Source organism: Streptomyces sp. NPDC006739 (assembly GCF_042869815.1).
Taxonomy (GTDB): Bacteria; Actinomycetota; Actinomycetes; order Streptomycetales; family Streptomycetaceae; genus Streptomyces.
The window spans coordinates 268976-285802 of the sequence record NZ_JBIAGM010000008.1 but is presented as its reverse complement, the minus strand read 5'-3'; the positions used below and the strand labels follow the sequence as shown (position 1 = coordinate 285802).

The following is a 16827-nucleotide window of genomic DNA, read 5'->3' as shown; positions in this document are numbered from 1 at the left end:
ACCGGGCCGGTCAGCGCTCGCCCGGTCTGACCGGCCCCGTCTCGTAGGCGAGGACGACCGCCTGGGCCCGGTCGCGCAGGGCGAGCTTGGCGAAGATCCGGGCCACGTGGGACTTGATCGTGGCCTCGCTCAGGGTGAGCTGCGCGGCCAGCTCCGTGTTGGACAGGCCGCGGCCCATCAGGGTGAGCACCTCCAGTTCACGGGGCGTGAGGGCGGCGAGGTCGGCCGGCACGGAGGGGGGCCGGCCGGCCTCGGCCGCGTACCGCTCCACCAGACGCCGGGTGATGGACGGGGCCGGCAGCGCGTCGCCGGTGTCGACCAGGCGCATGGCGGCGGCCAGGTGTTCCGGGGTGACCCGCGGCAGGTGACGGTGGTGACGTGACCTCCATGGCGGTGCTCGGCGCGGTGGGTTCCCTGCTCGACGTTCCGCTCGGCATGGCCGCCCACCAGCTGGTGGTGCCCCGGACGGCGGCGGCCGTCGACATCACCCTGCCGTCGTACATGACGGACGTCTGGCACGCCCCGCAGCTGGCCCTGCCGGCCCTGGCCGGAGTGGTGATCGCGGTGCTCGGCGCGCTCGTACCGGCCCGGCGGGCGGCCCGGCTGACCGTGGCGGAGGTGCTGCGCAGCGAGTGAGGCCGGGGGGCGGGATGTGCCCGGGGGGAAGCCCGCGCCGCAACCGGTCAGGATCGGAGAAGCGGTGGCGGGCTCCCCCGTCCTAGCGTGAGGGCACCGGCGCGAACGCGTCGGCGCACGCACCTCGAAGGAGTGAGTTCCATGACCGCAGGCGTCCAGACGATCATCTACCCCGTCAAGGACCTGGCAGGGGCCAAGGCGCTGTTCACCACCCTGCTGGGCGTCGAGCCGTACGCGGACGAGCCCTACTACGTCGGCTTCAAGGCCGCCGGGCAGGACGTCGGTCTCGACCCGAACGGGCACTCCAAGGGCATGACCGGGCCGGTGCCCTACTGGCACGTCACCGATCTCCGCGAGCGGCTCGCGGCCCTGGTGGAGTCGGGTGCCGAACTGCTCCAGGACGCGCAGGACGTGGGCGGCGGCCGGCTGATCGCCTCGGTGAAGGACGCGGACGGCAACCTGGTGGGGCTGCTCCAGGACCCGGCCTCCTGAACCCGTACGACTGCTTGCACCCGCACTAGTTGCACACTCAACGAATGGCCGGATCGGTGCTACGGTGCGGGTATGGCAGTCAAGACGGCCGGCGCGCGGCTGGAGGCACAGTGGCGGGACATCCTGTCGGTGCACGCGCGCACGATGTGCGAGATCGACCGCGTCCTGCATCCGCACGGCCTGGGCGCGAGCGACTTCGAGGTGCTGGACATCCTTGCCTCCGAGTCGGCCCGGGAGGGTGACCAGTGCCGGGTGCAGAACCTGGTCGGACGGGTCCATCTCAGCCAGAGCGCGCTGTCCCGGCTGATCGGGCGGCTGGAGAAGGACGGCCTGGTCGAGCGGTCGGTGTGCGCGGAGGACCGGCGCGGGGTGTGGGTGACCCTCACCCGCAGGGGCCGCGAGCTGCACGGCGAGGTACTGCCGCTGCAACGCGCGGTACTGGAGCGCATGCTGACAGCGGCCCCAGGCCGGAGCTGACCCGGGCCCCCCGGCCCCGTCCCGGTCCCTCCGCCGGAGCGGCCGGAGCCGGCCCGGCCCCGTTCAGAGCGCCGACTCGGCGCCGTCCGGCAGGACCTCGATCCCCATCCCGGCCACCCGCGCGCGGGCCGGGGAGGCCGGGTCGAGCAAGGGGTTCGTGTTGTTGAGGTGGGTGTAGATCCGGCGCGGGCGGGGGTGGCGGGCCAGCGCGGCCAGGGTGCCGGACGGCCCGGTGACCGGCAGGTGTCCCATGGCCGCCTGCCCGGAGCGCGCGCCCACGGCCGTGCCCATCTCGTCGGCCGCGTAGAAGGTTCCGTCGAGCAGCACGCAGTCGGCCTCGGACAGCAGTTCGTCCAGCCCGGGCGTCCAGACACCGACACAGGGCGCGTACACCAGGACTCCGCCGGTGGCCAGATCCTCCACCCGGTAGGCCGTCACCCAGGCGTCGGCGGGCCGCGCCATGGCCGCCGGCAGGTACTTGGGTGTCTTGGCGCCCACCGGGCGGGCCGTGACGACCAGCCCGCCGGCCAGCACGAATCCGCCGTCGGACAGACTGTCGGTCCAGGTCCAGGGGGCGTAGCGGTCCAGGGCCGCGCGGACGGGGGCGAGCGCGGCGAGGACCGGCGCCGCCGCGTAGATCCTCAGGCCGGGCGCCCCGCGCAGCACGGTCAGGCCCGTGACGTGGTCGGCCTCGGCATCGGTGAGCAGCACACCGCGCAGCGGGCTCTGACGGGGGCCCGGGCCGGGCCGCAGCGCGGGGGTGGCGGTGAGCTGGGTGCGCAGGTCGGGCGAGGCGTTGAGCAGCCACCAGTCGCGTCCGTTGCCGGTGACCGCCGCGCCTTCCTGCGTACGGGAGGGCAGTGTGCCGTCCCGGGCGGCCGTGCACAGGGCGCAGGCGCAGTTCCACTGCGGGAAGCCGCCCCCGGCGGCGGTGCCCAGCAGGACGACCCTCACGAGCATCCGCTCCTTCGCCCTCGCCCGGTCCCTCCGCTGGGACCTTCCCGTCCTCGGCGCCCGGACTACCTGTCGGCGGGGGGCAGTTCCGGCCGATCTTCGCCGGGTCTCCGGTCCATGGGGCGCCGGGGCGGGATGGGGCTGCCCGGGAAGTCGCGGGGGCCGGTCCACAGGCCGGGCACGGCGTCGCAGCGCCGGCACAGCTCGTAGGCGAGGGACTCGTAGTTCACCCGCCAGCCCTGGAAGTGCGGCCATGCCTCCTTGCTGGTCCGCTCGGCCCGGAAACCGGCCGCCTCCAGCAGCGCGACCGCGGCGTCGAACTCGGCGAAGGTCAGCCGGACCGGGCTGTCCGGGGCCGGATCGGGGTCGAAGGGCAGCCGCAGCGCGCGGGCGATGTCACGCAGGGCGGTGAAGCCGGCGCGCAGCACCAGGCGGGCCTCCGGCGGGGCCGGGCGGGGGGTGAGCGCGAGCTGCAGGGCGGCCGCGTCCATGACGGCGACCAGGCCGACCAGCCAGCTGCGGTGCGGGCGCGGGGAGCGGAAGGTCAGCAGGACGGGGTACGTGGAATGGCTCTCGCCCATGTCGGAGGCGAGCCGCTCCCAGGAGCGGTACAGCTCCGGCAGGGCGGTCTCGGTGTCGACCAGCCACTGCCGGGCCAGGATCTCCGGGCCCCAGGCGGGCTCGCCGGCCCGGGACTGCAGGAGGGTGACCTCCAGTTCGCGGCGGTTGTAGGCGGCGTAGAGGGTCGGCAGGTAGGCGATCTGCAGGGCGATGACGACGGGGCCGGTGGCCGCGGCGACGAAGTCGAGGGCGGACAGTCGCAGCCGGTCGCCGCCGGCGAAGCCGAGGGTGAAGAGGCTGGAGCCCGCCTCCCGGAAGGCGGTGTGCCAGGAGAGCGGGGACAAGGCGTACAGCAGCAGCCCGAAGGCCAGCAGGGCGCCGCCGAGCCAGCTGGTGAGCATGCCGATCAGCACCAGCGGGGCGAGCCAGGTCTGGGCGCGGTCCACCGCCTCGTAGCCACCGCGGAGACTGGCCAGCCTCAGCAGCCTGCGCAGGGTCCACCACAGGCGGAACACCAGCGCGGAGTAGAGGCCGCGGGGCACCACCAGGGTGCGCAGGACACTGCTGAGGACGAGTGCCAGCACCAGTCCCCCGGCCAGGCCGGCGATCCATTCCATGCGGTCATTGTGTCCCGCGGTGCTCCGCGGATCGCCGCGAGGACGAGCGGGGGCCCGGCGCCGTCCGGCGCCGGCCGGTTACCGTGCCAGCAGGGTGCGCACCCCCTCCGAGGTGAGGGTCAGGGCGTGGGATGAGCTGCCGTCGATGGCGAGCGAGAGGTTTTCGTCCGGCCACTGCGAGGCGAGGGCGCCCAGCGGCACCAGGCGGTAGCGGGAGACGAACGGCAGCAGGTCGGCCATCGTCCCCTCCGAGGTGAACACGGGGACGACCGGCTCGCCTCCGGGCTGTTCCAGCACGGGCAGGGCGACCGCCGAGGGGTCGGCGGACGTGTCCCCGGCGTCGTCCGGCACCGGGACGAGCACGTCGCTGTGGGCGAGCGCGTCCAGTGCGGCCTGGTCCTCGGCGTTCTCGGCCAGCGCGTCGAGCGCCCGCTGGGCCGGCGTCGGAAGGTCGTCGTGTGCGGGTGTCTCCATGGCAGATCCCCAGGTAGCGGCGGTCTTACGGTCCGCCCGGAGCCGTGGGCACCGGGTGTGCTCCGGCTCGCGTACCCGGTCGGGGCCGGGCCATGCGCACGGGCTTCCCGGCTCGTACGCCCAGCGCCGCCACGGCGCCCACGCGGTGCCTCCGCGAGGGCGTCACCTAGAAGGCTCATGAAGATCTTGCGGTCGGTGCCGCTCACGTCGGGCCCGGGCGTCCGCGCCCGCGCTTCACCGGCCGAGGAGTTCGGCGAACCGCTCGGCACCGACGTTTCCTCCGGAGAGGATGACGCCGACCCGGCGCGGCAGGGCGTCGACGCGGTGGGCGAGAAGCGCGGCCAGGGCGCTGGCGCCGCTCGGTTCGAGGACGGTCTTCAGCCGTTCGAAGGCGAACCTCATCGCGTCCCGGAGGTGATCGTCGCCGACCAGTGAAATCCCGTCCACCAGAAGGCGGTTGACGGAGAAGGTGAGCTCCCCGGGGATGTCCGCGGCCTGACCGTCGGCGATCGTACGGGGCAGCGGAACGGACACGCGCCGGCCCGCCTCCAGGGACCGCTTGGTGTCGTCCCCGGCCTCCGGCTCGACTCCGACGACCCGGATCGCGGGCAGCAGCGCCTTGGCGGCGGTGGCACAGCCGGCGATCAGCCCGCCGCCCCCGACCGGGACGACCAGGGCGTCCAACTCCCCCACTTCCTCGATGAGTTCGAGGGCGGCCGTGCCCTGCCCGGCGATGACGTGGGGATGCTCGTACGGGGGGATCAGCGCCAGGCCGCGTTCGGCGGCGAGGGCCTCGCCGATGGCCACCCGGTCCTCGGTGCAGCGGTCGTAGGTGACGATCTCCGCCCCGTATCCGGCGGTCGCCTCCAGCTTGGCGCGCGGCGCGTCCGAGGGCATCACGATGACGGCGCTGGTACCGAGTTCCCGGGCAGCCAGGGCGACGGCCTGTGCGTGGTTGCCGGAGGAGTAGGCGGCGATGCCCTTGGCCAACTGCTCGGCGCGCAGCCGGGAGGCGGCGTTGTAGGCGCCGCGGAACTTGAAGGCGCCCATCCGCTGGAGGTTCTCGCACTTGAGGAACACCTCGGCGCCGACCAGCGCGTCCAGGGTGCGCGAGCGCAGGACGGGCGTGCGGTGGGCCGCACCGCTGATCCGCTCCGCGGCGTCACGGACGTCCTGGAGGGTCACGCGCTGGGTGTCGGGCATGGGCCGTACTCCGTTCTGAGGCACCTGAGCACTGGGTCTGGAATTATTGTCTAGCATATGGATGGAAAGTCCAGACCCTGCCGAAGGCGAGCGGATGACAGACGCGCGGACAGAGCAGAACGGGAGGGCCGCCGCGGCGGCGGTGGCCGAGCAGGACGCGATCATCGGCGCGCTCACCCCGGTGATCGACGGGATCGCCGCGAGCCTCGGCTCCTTGTGCGAAGTGGTGATCCACGACTTCCGCCGGCCCGAGAACTCCATCGTGGCGCTGGCGGGTTCGGTCACCGGGCGCGGGGTGGGCGGATCCATGAGCGAGATCGGCATGCGACTGCTGGCCGGCGGGGACCGGGCGAGCGACGAGCTGAACTACCTCACCCGGACGGCGGACGGGAAGCTGGTCAAGTCCTCGACCATGCTCCTGCGCGATGCCCGCGGCACGGTGTTCGGCGCACTGTGCGTGAACCTCGACGTCACCGCCGTCAACCAGGTGCACACGCTGATCGGGGAACTCGCCGGCGTGACGGGCCCGGCCGCCGGTCTGCCGACCACCACCTTCGGTGACGACATCGGTGCCGTGCTGGACGCGATCGTGGACGCCCGCCAACTGCGCGACAACAAGGAGTGGAGCCGGCTCGGCCGGGCCGGCCGCCTGGAGCTGTTCCGCGACCTCGACCGGCGCGGGGTGTTCGCCGTGCGCGGCGCGGTCCAGCAGGTCGCGACCCGGCTCGGCATCTCCCGCGCCTCGGCCTACACCTATCTGGCCGCCGCCCGTGACACGCCCGCGGACTGACCCTCGCCGGCGTCGGACGCCGTCACCCTCACCGTCCCCGCCGCTCCGTTCGTCCCTGCCGCCGGCAGGCTTTTCAGCCGAGCTGTGCGTCGCCGTCCTCCTCGGCCTCGCCCTCGGCCTGCGAGGGTGTGGTGCGGGGCGGCTCCGCGGCGTCGCGCCGGTCGGCCTGCGCGGGCTCGACGTCGGCGGGTTCCGGCTCGCCCTCCGCCTGGGAAGGGGTGGTGTACTCGCTCATCCGGTGCCTCCCGGTGCTGGGGGTCGACCCGAGCAACCGCCGAGTACCCGCCGGACCTGCGGTCCATCACCCCGGCGACAGGTGAGCCCACGCGTCGCCGTCGGCCGGCTGCGCGGCGGACGCCACGGCGTCGACCACGGCCCGGGCCCGCGCCTCGGCGACGCCGGCGGCGATGAGCGCGGCGACCGCGCCTCGCGTGCCGTCGTCCCGCAGCGCCCCGGTGTTGACCGACTCCAGCAGGGCGATCGTCATCGCTTCCAGGGCGGCGCTCAGCACGTCCGGCGGCAGATGGGTGTGGAAGACGCCGTCGCGCTGCCCCCTGAGGAGGATGCCGGTGGCCGCGTCGCGGGCCGGTGCCAGGATCTCGGCCACGCGGTCCGCACCGAGGTCGCGCCGGGCCAGGGACAGGAGCATCCGGTAGCGGTCCCCCACCGGCCACACGGAGAGCACGAAGCCCGCGAGCGCCTCCTCGGCCGGCCGCGGCGCCGGCTCTCCGGCCGCCGCCACCACACCGCGCAGACTCTCGGAGGCCTCCTCGGCGAGGGCCTCCAGGAGCGCGGCGCGCCCGGGGAAGTGTCCGAACAGGGTGCGCCGTACGACACCGGCGGCGCGCGCCAGCTCCTCCAGGGTGATGTCCGGGTCGCGCCCGAACTCCCGGCGGGCCGTGGCCAGGATGCGCACCCGGTTGGACCGCGCGTTGCGGCGCTGCGGCTCGCGGGCGACGGGCTTGGTCACGGCAATCTCGAAGGAGCGGAACGTGCGGCGGCTCCATTCTGGCAGGGAGCACGTCCGTGATCGGCCGCCGTCGAAACCCCTGCCCGATGTGACCCACACCATAAAAGAAACGGTGCCGTTTCGATGACGCCCGGAGATATCCTGGACCCGGACTAAACGAAACCGTTTCGTTTAGCAGGGTCACATGGAGAACGACAGCCATGGTCTCCGTACTCATCGTCACCGGCGAGTCGCTGCAGCGCCTCGGCCTGCGCATGCTGCTCGCCGCCGATCCCGACCTCGACGTCGTGGGCGAGGCGGCGAGCGGGGCGGAAGCGGTTCGCCTGAGCGCGGCGCTGCGTCCCGACGTCGTCCTGCTGGACGGCCGGCTGTCCGCGCCGGACGGCGCCGAGGTCATCCACCGCGTCACGCGCCCTCCCCTCCTCGCCCTGCCCGCCGAACCCGGCGGCAGGCAGGCACCGCCTCCCCGCGTACTGGTCCTGCTCCCCTCCGGCCAGGAGGCGCACGCCTACGCCGCTCTGCGCGCCGGGGCCGGCGGATTCCTCCTCGACGACGCCACCCCGGACGAACTGACCGCCGCGCTCCATGTCGTGGCCGCCGGGGACGCCGTCATCACATCCGGACTGACCCGCGCCCTCATCGACGCCGTCCGTCAGGAGACCCCCGTCCGCCCCGCCGAGCGGGGCAGCGGCCTGGACGCCTTCACGGGACGCGAACGCGACGTCCTGACCGCCGTCGCCTCCGGCTGGTCCAACGCCGAGATCGCCGACCGCCTGTCCATCGCACCGACCACGGTCAAGTCCCACGTCAGCCACATCCTCGCCAAGATCGGCGCCCGCGCCCGGGTACAAGCGGTGGCCTACGCCTACGAGACCGGCCTGGTACGCCCGGCGGCCTGAACCCGGCCGGCCCGGCCCGGACACCTGACCTGCATGCGCCGACATGACAGGCCGATATGTCTACGCAGTCAGCCGGTCGGGTTCTGACATGATGGGCGCGAACACTGCGGTCACCGGGAGACGCCATGACGCGAGGGACAGGACGGGGCGGGAACCCCGCCGCACCCCGCAGCGTGGACGTGGCCCGGCTGGCCGGCGTCTCCCAGAAGACCGTGTCCAGGGTCTTCAACGACGAGCCGTACGTCTCCGCCGACGTCCGCCGGCGCGTCCTCGAGGCCGCCGCGCAGCTCGGCTACCGGCGCAACAACGCCGCCCGGGCACTGGCCTCGGGGCGCACCCGCTCCATCGGCGTGGTGACGCTGGGCACGGCCCTGTACGGGCCGGCCTCGCTGCTCATGGGCGTCGAACGCGTCGTACGGGACACGGGCTACGCGCTGCGTGTGGTCAACACGGTGGAGGGCGACCCGGCGGGCGTCGCCGGTGCCGTGGACTCGCTCCTCGACCAGGGCGTGGACGGCATCGTCGTCTCCGAGCCGATCGACGAGGAGGGGCCGGAAGCGGACGTCTTCCTCCGCGTCGACGTCCCGGTCCTCTTCCTCGGCGCTCCGTCGCCCGTCACCTCCCCCACCGTGCTGAGCGCGGGCGGCGGAGCCGATGTGATGGCCGGTACGGCCACCGGACATCTGCTGGACCTCGGGCACACGACGGTCCATCACCTGGCCGGCCCCCAGCGGTGGTACGCCGCCCGCGACCGGCTGGCGGGATGGCGGGCCACGCTCGACGCGCACGGCCGGGATGTGCCGCCGGTCGTCGAGGGCGACTGGTCCGCCGCCTCCGGGTACGCGGCCGGTCGCACGCTGGCCGAGGACGGTGCTGTCACGGCCGTGTTCGCCGCCAACGACGACATGGCGATCGGCCTGATCCGCGCGCTGTCCGAGGCCGGACGGCGCGTGCCGCAGGACGTCAGCGTCGTCGGCTTCGACGACATTCCGGTCGCCGCCTACGTGACCCCTCCGCTGACCACGGTGCGGCAGCCGTTCGACGCCGTGGCACAGGAGGGACTCAAGCACCTCGTGCACGCCATCGAGAACCCGGCGGCACAGCCCCTCCCCGCCGGTGACCCGCCGGTCGACCTGATCATCCGCGCCTCGACCGCGCCACCGCCGTCCCGGACCCGCACGGCCGGATCCTCGCCCACCGGGCCCGGTACGGCCGCAGTGCGCGCCGGAGCGGCCTCGTCGCCGACGTCGCCGGCCTGACCCACACCGGTTCCCCGGGCGACGTCGGCGACAGCGCCACCGGCAGCCGGAACCTGTTCGGGACCGCCCGCCCGTCAGACCGGCGACCAGGCGAGGACCCCCTGGAGGTACACGTCCCAGAGCCGGCCGGCGAAGAACTGACCGAACCTGCCCAGCGCGGCCAGCCGGCCCCGGGCGGTGTCCGAACCGACCCGGAAGCTGGCCAGCTCCCGGACGAAGTCGGGCAGCCGGAGCCGTACGACCCCGGTGGCCACCACCTCGGCGCCCTTCTCCTCCTCGGCCCCCACATGCCCGCGCAGGATCCGGGTGTACAGCGTCGTGGTGTCGGCCCACGGCCCGTGCCCGGAGTCCTCGTCCACGGTCTTGTGGCCGCTGAGCGTGAGCGGGTGTCCGGCCCGGTCGGTGAAGAACAGGCGGTACCGCATGCGCAGATGCTCCGGGTCGTCCTCCTGCACCAGGAGGTCGACACTGCCCGACTCCACCTCGCGCCGGCCGCCCAGCGCCTCGCAGTGGATCTGTCCCGTGACCGCGGCCCGGTGCTCGGGGCAGACGATGAAACGGTCCAGGTCCTCGATGCGGACGGTCAGACGCACCGAGAGGTCCTCCCCGTCCGGCCGGCCGCCGGACTCCGGGCGGTCGCCGGGCGCCGCGGGACCGAAGGCGATGGCCCCGGCCATCCGTTCGGAGAACCGGAGACGGGTGCCGTCGGCGGACGGGCACGGCAGCGGCGCGGACAGCGGGATCCCCTCCTCGGCGCACCAGGTGCGGGCCCTGTGCACGCCGAGTTCGACGGCCTGCCGGAAGCGGTCGCGGCTGAAGTTGACCAGGTAGTTGAGCGGGACCTCGCAGCGCAGCGTCCTGACGGTGATCGGCCGGCCGAACTCGCCTTGTTCCCCGGCGCGGAGGGCGGCGTTGCCGGCGTCGATCCGTCGCTGCCACTCCCGCAGCCGGCTGTTGGCCGCGGTCTCGATGATCTGGAAGTAGTCCGCGACGAAGCCGTCGTGCCAGCGGCGGCGCTGACTGACCGTCCAGATGATCCACAGCTCGTCGCAGCCCCGGCGGATCGCCTCGCCGATGTTCGCGTCGGTGACGTAGACGGGGTCGATGTAGGTCCTGCCGTCGACGACGGCGGCCGGGAACCACATCGGCAGCGACACGGCGGCGGCGAGCCGCTCCTCGTCCATCCGGTCGGCGGTCAGCACCTCCAGCTCGTCGCGGGAGAAGTCGTAGAGGTTGAAGGTGGCGAGCCGGTCGGTCGCCCGGATCTTCTCCCAGTCCAGGCCCCAGTCCCGAAAGACGTGCCGCCGGTAGCCGTCGAGCGTGAACAGCGACGCGGCGTACGGCCCCTTGAGGTACTGGGGCCAGTTGGGGGTGACCCCTTTCAGGGGGCGCATGTCCCGCCAGTTGTCGGCGATCTGACGTCCCGTCATTCCCTGGCAGTACATCGCGAGATTGAAGGTGCCGCCGCTCGCCCCGTCCGCGTGGTCGAACCGCAGGCCCGCCTCGTCGAGCCAGACCTGGAGCACGCCCGCCTGGAGGGCCACCTTGAGCCCGCCACCGGCGAGCACCAGCGCCCGGCGGGTGTCATCGGTGCCCTGACCGTCCGTCATGAGTCGTTCACCGCCTCTGAGGGCCGCTTGCCGCGCCCGAAGTCGTCGATGACGCGGTCGGCCGCGCGGTCGGCGAGCGCCGCGATGGTGAGCGAGGGGTTGGCGCCCGCCGGGCCCGGCATGATCGACCCGTCGGCGATCGACAGGCCGGGACAGCCGTACACCTGCCCGTGGGAATCGACCACGCCCTCCTGCCGGTTGCGGCCCATCGGTGCCCCGCCGAGCGGGTGCACGGTGATCAGCCGGTTGAGGTACGACAGTGGGTCGGAGGCGTAGTGTCCGCCCAGCGCCGAGGACACCTCGCGCATGGTCCGGTTCATCCGGCCGAAGTAGGCGTCCGAGGCGGCGGTGTCCCAGTCCAGGTCCAGGTGTCCGTCGCGCAGCCGCATCCTGCCGTCGGGCACGTCCCGCCCCATTCCGAGCAACGGCAGCGACGTGGCGGTGAGCAGTCCCTTGCTCAGGGCGCCGGACAACTGGCGGCCGACCTCGCTTCGCGGGTCGCGGGTCAGATGTGACCAGCCCCTGTGCAGCAGGAAGCGCAGGAGGTGCTTCGGGGCGGCGAGGGCGTTCTGCTCCACCAGCCAGTTGACGAAGTCCGGAACGCCCGCGTCCTCGATGAAGAACCCGCGTCCGCTCCCGCCGTCGAGCCGGTCCGGCATACGCATCGCGCTGGTGATGACCGGACCGAAGCTGGGATCCATCAGGCGGGGCAGCTCCACGCCACCGCGTTTCTCCCGGGCCTCGAGGACGAACCCGAGGAAGTCACCGTTGCCGGAGAAGCGGGTGCCGAGGGCCGGGCTGATGCCCGGGAACTGGCTCCGGTTCCGCAGCAGCAGATAGGGCGTGCCGAGCGCCCCGGCGGCGAGGATCAGCCGGTGCGCCCCGACGACGTGCCGTTCGGCGCGGTCCGGTACCTCGCCGTTCCCGTTCAGCGGTCGCTCGACGTACGAGATCGCGAACCCCTCGTCGGTGGGCTCGAAGGACTTCACCTCGCAGCCGGTGCGCAGTTCGGCGCCCCGCCGCACAGCCGTGCTGAGGTAGGTGAGGTCGAGGGTGTTCTTGCTGCCGAAATTGCACCCGAGGTCACACTCGCCGACGAGCCGGCAGGTGTAACGCGGCACTCCGTGCAGATTGTTCTCGCCGCCGGTGATGGGCACTCCGGGCGCCGGCTCCTGGCCCGGATTGCCGAACGTCACGGCCAGTGGGGGCAGTTCCCAGTCCAGTCCCAGCCGCCGCGCCGCCTCCCGCATCGCCGCGGTCTTCCGGGTACCGCGGTAGGGCTCGTGTGCGGCCGGGTAGGGCTGCGCTCCCAGCGCGGTCTCGACCCGCTTGTAGTGCGCTACGAGCTGGTCGTAGCCGATCGGCCAGAACTCCCCCGCCCCGGCTGCCGAGTCGTCCTGCGGGAACCAGCTCTCCGGCTTGCGCAGCAGCACGTTGGCGTAGATCAGCGAACCTCCTCCGAGTCCGCTGCAGACGACGGCGTCGAGGTCCGAGAAGCTCCACACGTCGAACATGCCGTACAGCCCGCGTTCGGGAGCCCAGAAGTTCGCGGCGGTGGCGTGCGGTCCGCGCGGGAACGTGCCCGGCGGATAGGCCCGGCCGCGTTCCAGCAGGCAGACACGCAGGTCCGCTTCCGCGAGTCTTGACGTCATGACCGAGCCGCCGAAACCCGACCCGATCACCACCGCGTCGAAGAAGTCCATGCCGGCCGCCTTCGAGAAGCACAAGCCCTGCGCGGGACGGGCGCACACCCCTGTGCTCCCAGTGTGACGCGGGCACTCGCCCCGCGCATGCCGGGCGCACGGCCCGGCGGTCTGCGAGCTGCGACCTCGCGGTTTCTCCTAGAATCGTCCCGGGCGGGGCGGGAGGACCGGTTTGACGAGTGAGCGGGCGGCGTTCGGGGCACTGCTGCGAGAGCTGAGGATGGCCAGGTCGCTGACGATCGAGGGTCTCTCCGAGGCGTCGGGTGTCAGCGTCAGGGGCATCGGTGATCTGGAGCGGGGCCGCCGGGCGGCTCCGCAGCGGCGGACCGTGGCAGCGCTCGCGGACGGCCTGGAGCTGTCCGAGGCGGAGCGTGAGCGTCTGCTGGCGTCCGCCCGGAGCGGACGCAGCCCGGCCTACAGCCCGGCGGGGGCGCAGGCCTTGCCGCGCGGCATCGCCGACTTCGTCGGCCGGGGCCAGGAGTTGGGGCGGCTCGCCGAGTTCGCCGAGCGGGCGGCAGGCGGGGCCGTGTCCGGGGAGTCCGTCGAGTCCGGGAGCCCGGTCGCCCATCCCGTCGTGGTGGCCGTCTCCGGGTCCCCCGGGACCGGCAAGACCACACTCGCGCTGCACGCCGGCCGCCGGCTGGCCGGCCGGTTCCCGGACGGACAACTGGTGCTGGACCTGCGCGGCACGGACGAGAACCCGCCCGCACCGGCCGAGTTGATGCTCGTCGTCCTCAAGGCCTTCGGCCTGCCCGACCGTGATCTCGCGAAGGCCGGGCCGGAGGGTCACCCGGGGCTGTACCGGCAGATGCTGGCCGAGCGGCGGTGCCTCCTCATCCTCGACGACGCCCGTGACGAGGCGCAGGTACGCCCCCTGCTGCCCGGAGCCGGCGCGGGGATGGTCGTGGTGACCAGCCGGCGGATGCTGACGGGCCTGGAAAGCGTGCACCGCATGCCGCTCGGCGAGCTGAGCGGCGAGGAGGCCGCCGCTTTCCTCTCCTCGCTCGTCGGGGCCGGGCGTGCCGCGGCCGACCCGGCGGCCCTCGCGGACGTCGCCCGGCGCTGCGCACACCTGCCGCTGGCGCTGCGGGTGGCCGGCAACTGGCTGGCCACCCGCACGGGTTGGACGGTACGGCGGCTGGCCGACCGGCTCGCCCGGGAGGAACGGCGGCTGGACGCGCTGTCCGCCGGTGACGTCCGGGTGGTGGCCGCGTTCGACCTGTCGTACCGCCAGCTCACGTCCGCCGCCGCGTGCATGTTCAGGCGTCTCTCGCTGGTCCCCGGCCCGGATGTGAGCACCGCCTGCGCGGCCCAGCTGACCGGCCAGGACCTGTTCGACGCCGAGGACACCCTGGAGGAACTGGTCGAGGCCGGGCTGCTCGGCACCGACCGGGACCGCTATCGCCTGCACGACCTGCTGGGTCTGTACGCCCGTTCGCGGCTGGCGGCCGAGGAAGGGGCCGACGAGACCGACCGGGCCCGGGCGACGATGTACCGCTGGCTGCTGGAGACCGCCGTCGTGGCGGGCCGCTGGTACGAGCCCGACCACGGGGCTCCGCCGGCGACCTGGCAGGGCATGGTCGATCTGTCCAGCGCCGACCGGGCCCGCGCGTGGCTGCAGGCCGAGGGAACCAACTGGCTGGCCGCCCTGCGGGCCGCCGCGGCGGCCGGCGAACACGCCACCGTGGTGGAGGTGGCCGAGTCCCTGCACTGGTTCTCCGACCAGTGGATCTTCTGGGGGCACTGGCCCGAGATCTTCGACAGCGCCGCCCGCTCCGCCCAGGCCCTGGGCGATCCGCTGCTGGAGGCGACCCAGCTGAACTACCACGCCTGGGCTCTGCTCATCTGCGAGAGCCGGCCCCGGGACAGCCTCGTGCGGTCCGCGCAGGCGCTGGCCGCCGCCGAACACGCCGGGGACCTGGGACAGCAGGCCTGGGCGCACCACTACGGCTCCTGGGCCCACCGCGTCCTGGACGAACCCGACGAGGGTGCCGACCACAACGAGCGCGCCGCCCGGCTGTTCGAGGCCGCCGGTGATCTGCACGGAGTCCTGCAGAGCAGGCACGTCCGCGCGCTGATCCTGGCGGGCCGGGACCGTCACGAGGAGGCCATCGCGGCCTATCAGGACATGCTGGCCTGGCTCGGGCAGGTGGGTCCCGGCATCGAACCGCATGTCGCCGACATGGCCCGGCTCGGCGCGCACGGAGGCATCGGCACCAGCTACAGCCGTCTGCGCCAATGGGACAAGGCGGTCTTCCACCTGCGCACCGCCACCCGGATCTGCCGCTCGGGCGGCAACATCGCCCTGGAGAGCCGGCAACTCACCGACCTGAGCGAGGCGCTGCTGGCCGCCGGAAGGCCGGCGCAGGCCCGTGAGGTTCTGGTCCGCTGCCTGTCGCTGGGGCCGGACGCCGACCCGCAGCGCGTCCTCAGGGCGCGGCAGCAGCTCGCCCGTCTCGACGCCGGCTGAGCCGTCCTCGCCCTCTTTCTGCCTGTGTTCTGCCTGGAGACCGGGGCGGCCCCGCTGATTGGCTGACCGTGGCGGGGAACTGGACAGCGGCGCCTGCGCACGGCTCCTGCCGGGAGGAGAGGAGAGCCGGGTGAGCCTGGTGCTGACGACGGATTCGGTCCCCGAGAGGCAGAAGCTCGACTACTGGCGCACCGCCCTGAGCAGGGCGCTGGTGCCGATGACCGTGACGCCGCACGGCGCCGGCAGACCGTTCTCCGGACGGATCGTCAGCGGCCGCCTCGGGTACCTCAAGGTCTCCGCCATCGAGGCGGACGCGCAGCGTGCGAGCCGTACCGCGGCCCATATCGCGCGCTCCCCCGACGCGTTCGTGGCCGTGGGCGTCCAGATGCGGGGCACGGCGACCCTCGTCCAGGACGGCCGGCGGGCCACCGTCGAGGAGAGGGACATCGTTGTCTACGACACCACCCGGCCGTTCTCGCTGACCTACCCGGAGCGGTTCTCGACCCGCGTCGTCCACCTGCCCCGGCGGGCCATCGGCCTGCCGGACGAGCAGATCCGCCGGGTCACCGGCACGGTCATCGGCACGGCGGACGGCATCGGCTCCGTCCTCATGCCGTTCCTGGCCACACTGGTCGCCTCGACGCACACCTACTCCCCGGCGGTCGCCGGAAAACTCGCCGCCACCGTCGTCGACTTCTTCCTCACCCTCGTGGCCGAGCGGACCCGGCCGGGCGAGGCGGGGCCCGACAGCCCGCCGGACGGCGCGCGAAGGCAGTTGGCGCGGCGGATCCGCGACCACATCGACCGCAACCTCGCCGACCCGGCACTGACCCCGGCGGCCGTCGCGGAGGCCCACCACATCTCCGTCCGCTACCTGCACCGGGTCTTCGAGGACGAGGGCGTCACCGTGGCACGGCTCATCCAGCGGCGCCGGCTGGAGGAGAGCGCCCGCGAACTGGCGCGCGGCGGCGCGGCGGCTCCGACCGTCGCCGCCGTGGCCCAGCGGTGGGGGTTCGTCAGCCCGGCGCACTTCAGCCGGGTGTTCCGCGACTTCTACGGCCGCTCTCCCGTGGAGTGGCGGACGGGGCGAGGCCGGTGATGTCCCGTCGCGACCGGCAGCCGAGCGGCCCTCACTCGTCCCCGGTGGTCGCGTCCACCAGCGCGCTGTACGCCAGTTGGAGCGCGTCGGCACCGGTCAGTGCGGCGAGCGCGCTCATGGCGGTGCGCGTGGGGCGCGGCCAGATCAGCTGGCCCGCGGTCAGGGTCGAGACCACCCGGACGCCGCCGCAGAAGGGGCAGGTGACCAGTGCGCCGAGGGTGTCTCCGCCGTTCTCCGGCCGTGCCTCCTCGTGCAGTTCGGCCGGGCCCTGCGGGCCGACGTACCTCGTGAAGGGCGCCCGCAGCGGGCTGGTGACCGATGCCTTGGTCAACAGCCGGCTGAGCCGGAAGGTGGCCGGCGAGGTGAGGCGGACGTCCCAGGGCTCGGGCCGGTCGGGCAGTGGACGCCCCCGGCACCGTACCGCCGTGGCCCACGCGGTCGTGTACGCGCCGAACCCGGCCATGACCGCCAGATAGTGGCCCAGCGGCCGGTCGTGCCCTGCCGAGTAACCCCGTTGCGTACGGTGCAGGAGCCGGTGCAGACGCCTCGGAAGGCGGTTGTCGGTTGCTGTCTCCATGGACCGTCCCGTCTCTGCCCTGTCCGCCCGGCCGCG

Annotated in this window: 17 protein-coding genes and 1 pseudogene; 8 read left to right on the top strand and 10 right to left on the bottom strand. The window is 73.4% G+C overall.

Translation table 11 applies throughout. The features are described from left to right. Positions 1 to 10: 10 nt before the first annotated feature. Positions 11 to 364 (bottom strand): annotated as a pseudogene (locus tag ACFYMM_RS18900) (response regulator transcription factor); the annotation flags it as partial. A gap of 14 nt (positions 365 to 378) precedes the next feature. Here ACFYMM_RS18900 and ACFYMM_RS18895 point away from each other — a divergent pair. From ACFYMM_RS18895 to ACFYMM_RS18885, 3 genes are all read left to right on the top strand, one after another. Next, the gene (locus tag ACFYMM_RS18895) at positions 379 to 636 is read left to right on the top strand and encodes a hypothetical protein (protein WP_388387810.1); all 258 of its coding nucleotides are present in this window, start codon (positions 379 to 381) and stop codon (positions 634 to 636) included. Between the two features lie 141 nt (positions 637 to 777). After that, entirely contained in the window at positions 778 to 1128 is a 351-nt protein-coding gene (locus tag ACFYMM_RS18890; protein ID WP_388387808.1) for a VOC family protein, read from the top strand. A 72-nt stretch (positions 1129 to 1200) separates the two neighbouring features. Beyond that, entirely contained in the window at positions 1201 to 1605 is a 405-nt protein-coding gene (locus tag ACFYMM_RS18885; RefSeq protein ID WP_388387806.1) for a MarR family winged helix-turn-helix transcriptional regulator, read from the top strand. A 63-nt stretch (positions 1606 to 1668) separates the two neighbouring features. Here ACFYMM_RS18885 and pqqB read toward each other — a convergent pair whose 3' ends face one another. From pqqB to ACFYMM_RS18865, 4 genes are all read right to left on the bottom strand, one after another. Then, positions 1669 to 2565: a pyrroloquinoline quinone biosynthesis protein PqqB gene (pqqB, locus tag ACFYMM_RS18880; protein WP_388387804.1), complete on the bottom strand. Its 897-nt coding sequence runs from the start codon at positions 2563 to 2565 to the stop codon at positions 1669 to 1671. Between the two features lie 59 nt (positions 2566 to 2624). Continuing rightward, a complete protein-coding gene (locus ACFYMM_RS18875) occupies positions 2625 to 3737 on the bottom strand; it encodes a hypothetical protein (protein WP_388387802.1) in 1113 nt (370 codons plus the stop codon). Positions 3738 to 3815: 78 nt separating this feature from the next. After that, positions 3816 to 4211 (bottom strand): SseB family protein, encoded by a 396-nt coding sequence (locus tag ACFYMM_RS18870; protein ID WP_388387800.1) that lies wholly within the window; start codon positions 4209 to 4211, stop codon positions 3816 to 3818. A gap of 234 nt (positions 4212 to 4445) precedes the next feature. Then, positions 4446 to 5414 carry a threo-3-hydroxy-L-aspartate ammonia-lyase gene (locus ACFYMM_RS18865; RefSeq protein ID WP_388387798.1) on the bottom strand — a complete coding sequence of 323 codons (969 nt, stop codon included), beginning with the start codon at positions 5412 to 5414 and terminating at the stop codon, positions 4446 to 4448. A 94-nt stretch (positions 5415 to 5508) separates the two neighbouring features. Here ACFYMM_RS18865 and ACFYMM_RS18860 point away from each other — a divergent pair, with 94 nt between their 5' ends. Next, positions 5509 to 6204, top strand: coding sequence for a transcriptional regulator (locus ACFYMM_RS18860; protein ID WP_388387796.1), 696 nt, complete (start codon positions 5509 to 5511; stop codon positions 6202 to 6204). Between the two features lie 73 nt (positions 6205 to 6277). On the opposite strand, the gene ACFYMM_RS18855 is transcribed toward ACFYMM_RS18860, so the two are convergent. Continuing rightward, on the bottom strand, positions 6278 to 6439 hold the full coding sequence (locus ACFYMM_RS18855; protein WP_388387794.1) for a hypothetical protein: 162 nt from the start codon (positions 6437 to 6439) through the stop codon (positions 6278 to 6280). A 66-nt stretch (positions 6440 to 6505) separates the two neighbouring features. Continuing rightward, a complete protein-coding gene (locus ACFYMM_RS18850; RefSeq protein ID WP_388387792.1) occupies positions 6506 to 7174 on the bottom strand; it encodes a TetR/AcrR family transcriptional regulator in 669 nt (222 codons plus the stop codon). Positions 7175 to 7374: 200 nt separating this feature from the next. Between ACFYMM_RS18850 and ACFYMM_RS18845 the strand changes: the two genes are divergently transcribed. After that, the gene (locus ACFYMM_RS18845; protein WP_388387790.1) at positions 7375 to 8073 is read left to right on the top strand and encodes a LuxR C-terminal-related transcriptional regulator; all 699 of its coding nucleotides are present in this window, start codon (positions 7375 to 7377) and stop codon (positions 8071 to 8073) included. 125 nt (positions 8074 to 8198) lie between these two features. Continuing rightward, positions 8199 to 9332: a LacI family DNA-binding transcriptional regulator gene (locus tag ACFYMM_RS18840; protein WP_388387788.1), complete on the top strand. Its 1134-nt coding sequence runs from the start codon at positions 8199 to 8201 to the stop codon at positions 9330 to 9332. A gap of 74 nt (positions 9333 to 9406) precedes the next feature. On the opposite strand, the gene ACFYMM_RS18835 is transcribed toward ACFYMM_RS18840, so the two are convergent. Together ACFYMM_RS18835 and ACFYMM_RS18830 are read right to left on the bottom strand one after the other, a co-directional pair. Next, the gene (locus tag ACFYMM_RS18835) at positions 9407 to 10942 is read right to left on the bottom strand and encodes a patatin-like phospholipase family protein (RefSeq protein ID WP_388387786.1); all 1536 of its coding nucleotides are present in this window, start codon (positions 10940 to 10942) and stop codon (positions 9407 to 9409) included. Continuing rightward, complete coding sequence (locus tag ACFYMM_RS18830; RefSeq protein WP_388387784.1) at positions 10939 to 12645, bottom strand: GMC oxidoreductase; 1707 nt, start codon at positions 12643 to 12645, stop codon at positions 10939 to 10941. Before ACFYMM_RS18830 ends, ACFYMM_RS18835 begins: the two co-directional genes overlap by 4 nt. A gap of 172 nt (positions 12646 to 12817) precedes the next feature. On the opposite strand from ACFYMM_RS18830, the gene ACFYMM_RS18825 reads away from it, so the two are divergent. Both ACFYMM_RS18825 and ACFYMM_RS18820 read left to right on the top strand, forming a co-directional pair. Continuing rightward, positions 12818 to 15115, top strand: a complete 2298-nt coding sequence (locus tag ACFYMM_RS18825) for a helix-turn-helix domain-containing protein (protein ID WP_388387781.1) — start codon at positions 12818 to 12820, stop codon at positions 15113 to 15115. A gap of 130 nt (positions 15116 to 15245) precedes the next feature. Further along, positions 15246 to 16214 carry a helix-turn-helix domain-containing protein gene (locus ACFYMM_RS18820; RefSeq protein ID WP_388387779.1) on the top strand — a complete coding sequence of 323 codons (969 nt, stop codon included), beginning with the start codon at positions 15246 to 15248 and terminating at the stop codon, positions 16212 to 16214. 31 nt (positions 16215 to 16245) lie between these two features. Here ACFYMM_RS18820 and ACFYMM_RS18815 read toward each other — a convergent pair whose 3' ends face one another. After that, positions 16246 to 16791 carry a DUF1360 domain-containing protein gene (locus ACFYMM_RS18815; RefSeq protein WP_388387777.1) on the bottom strand — a complete coding sequence of 182 codons (546 nt, stop codon included), beginning with the start codon at positions 16789 to 16791 and terminating at the stop codon, positions 16246 to 16248. Positions 16792 to 16827 lie beyond the last annotated feature (36 nt).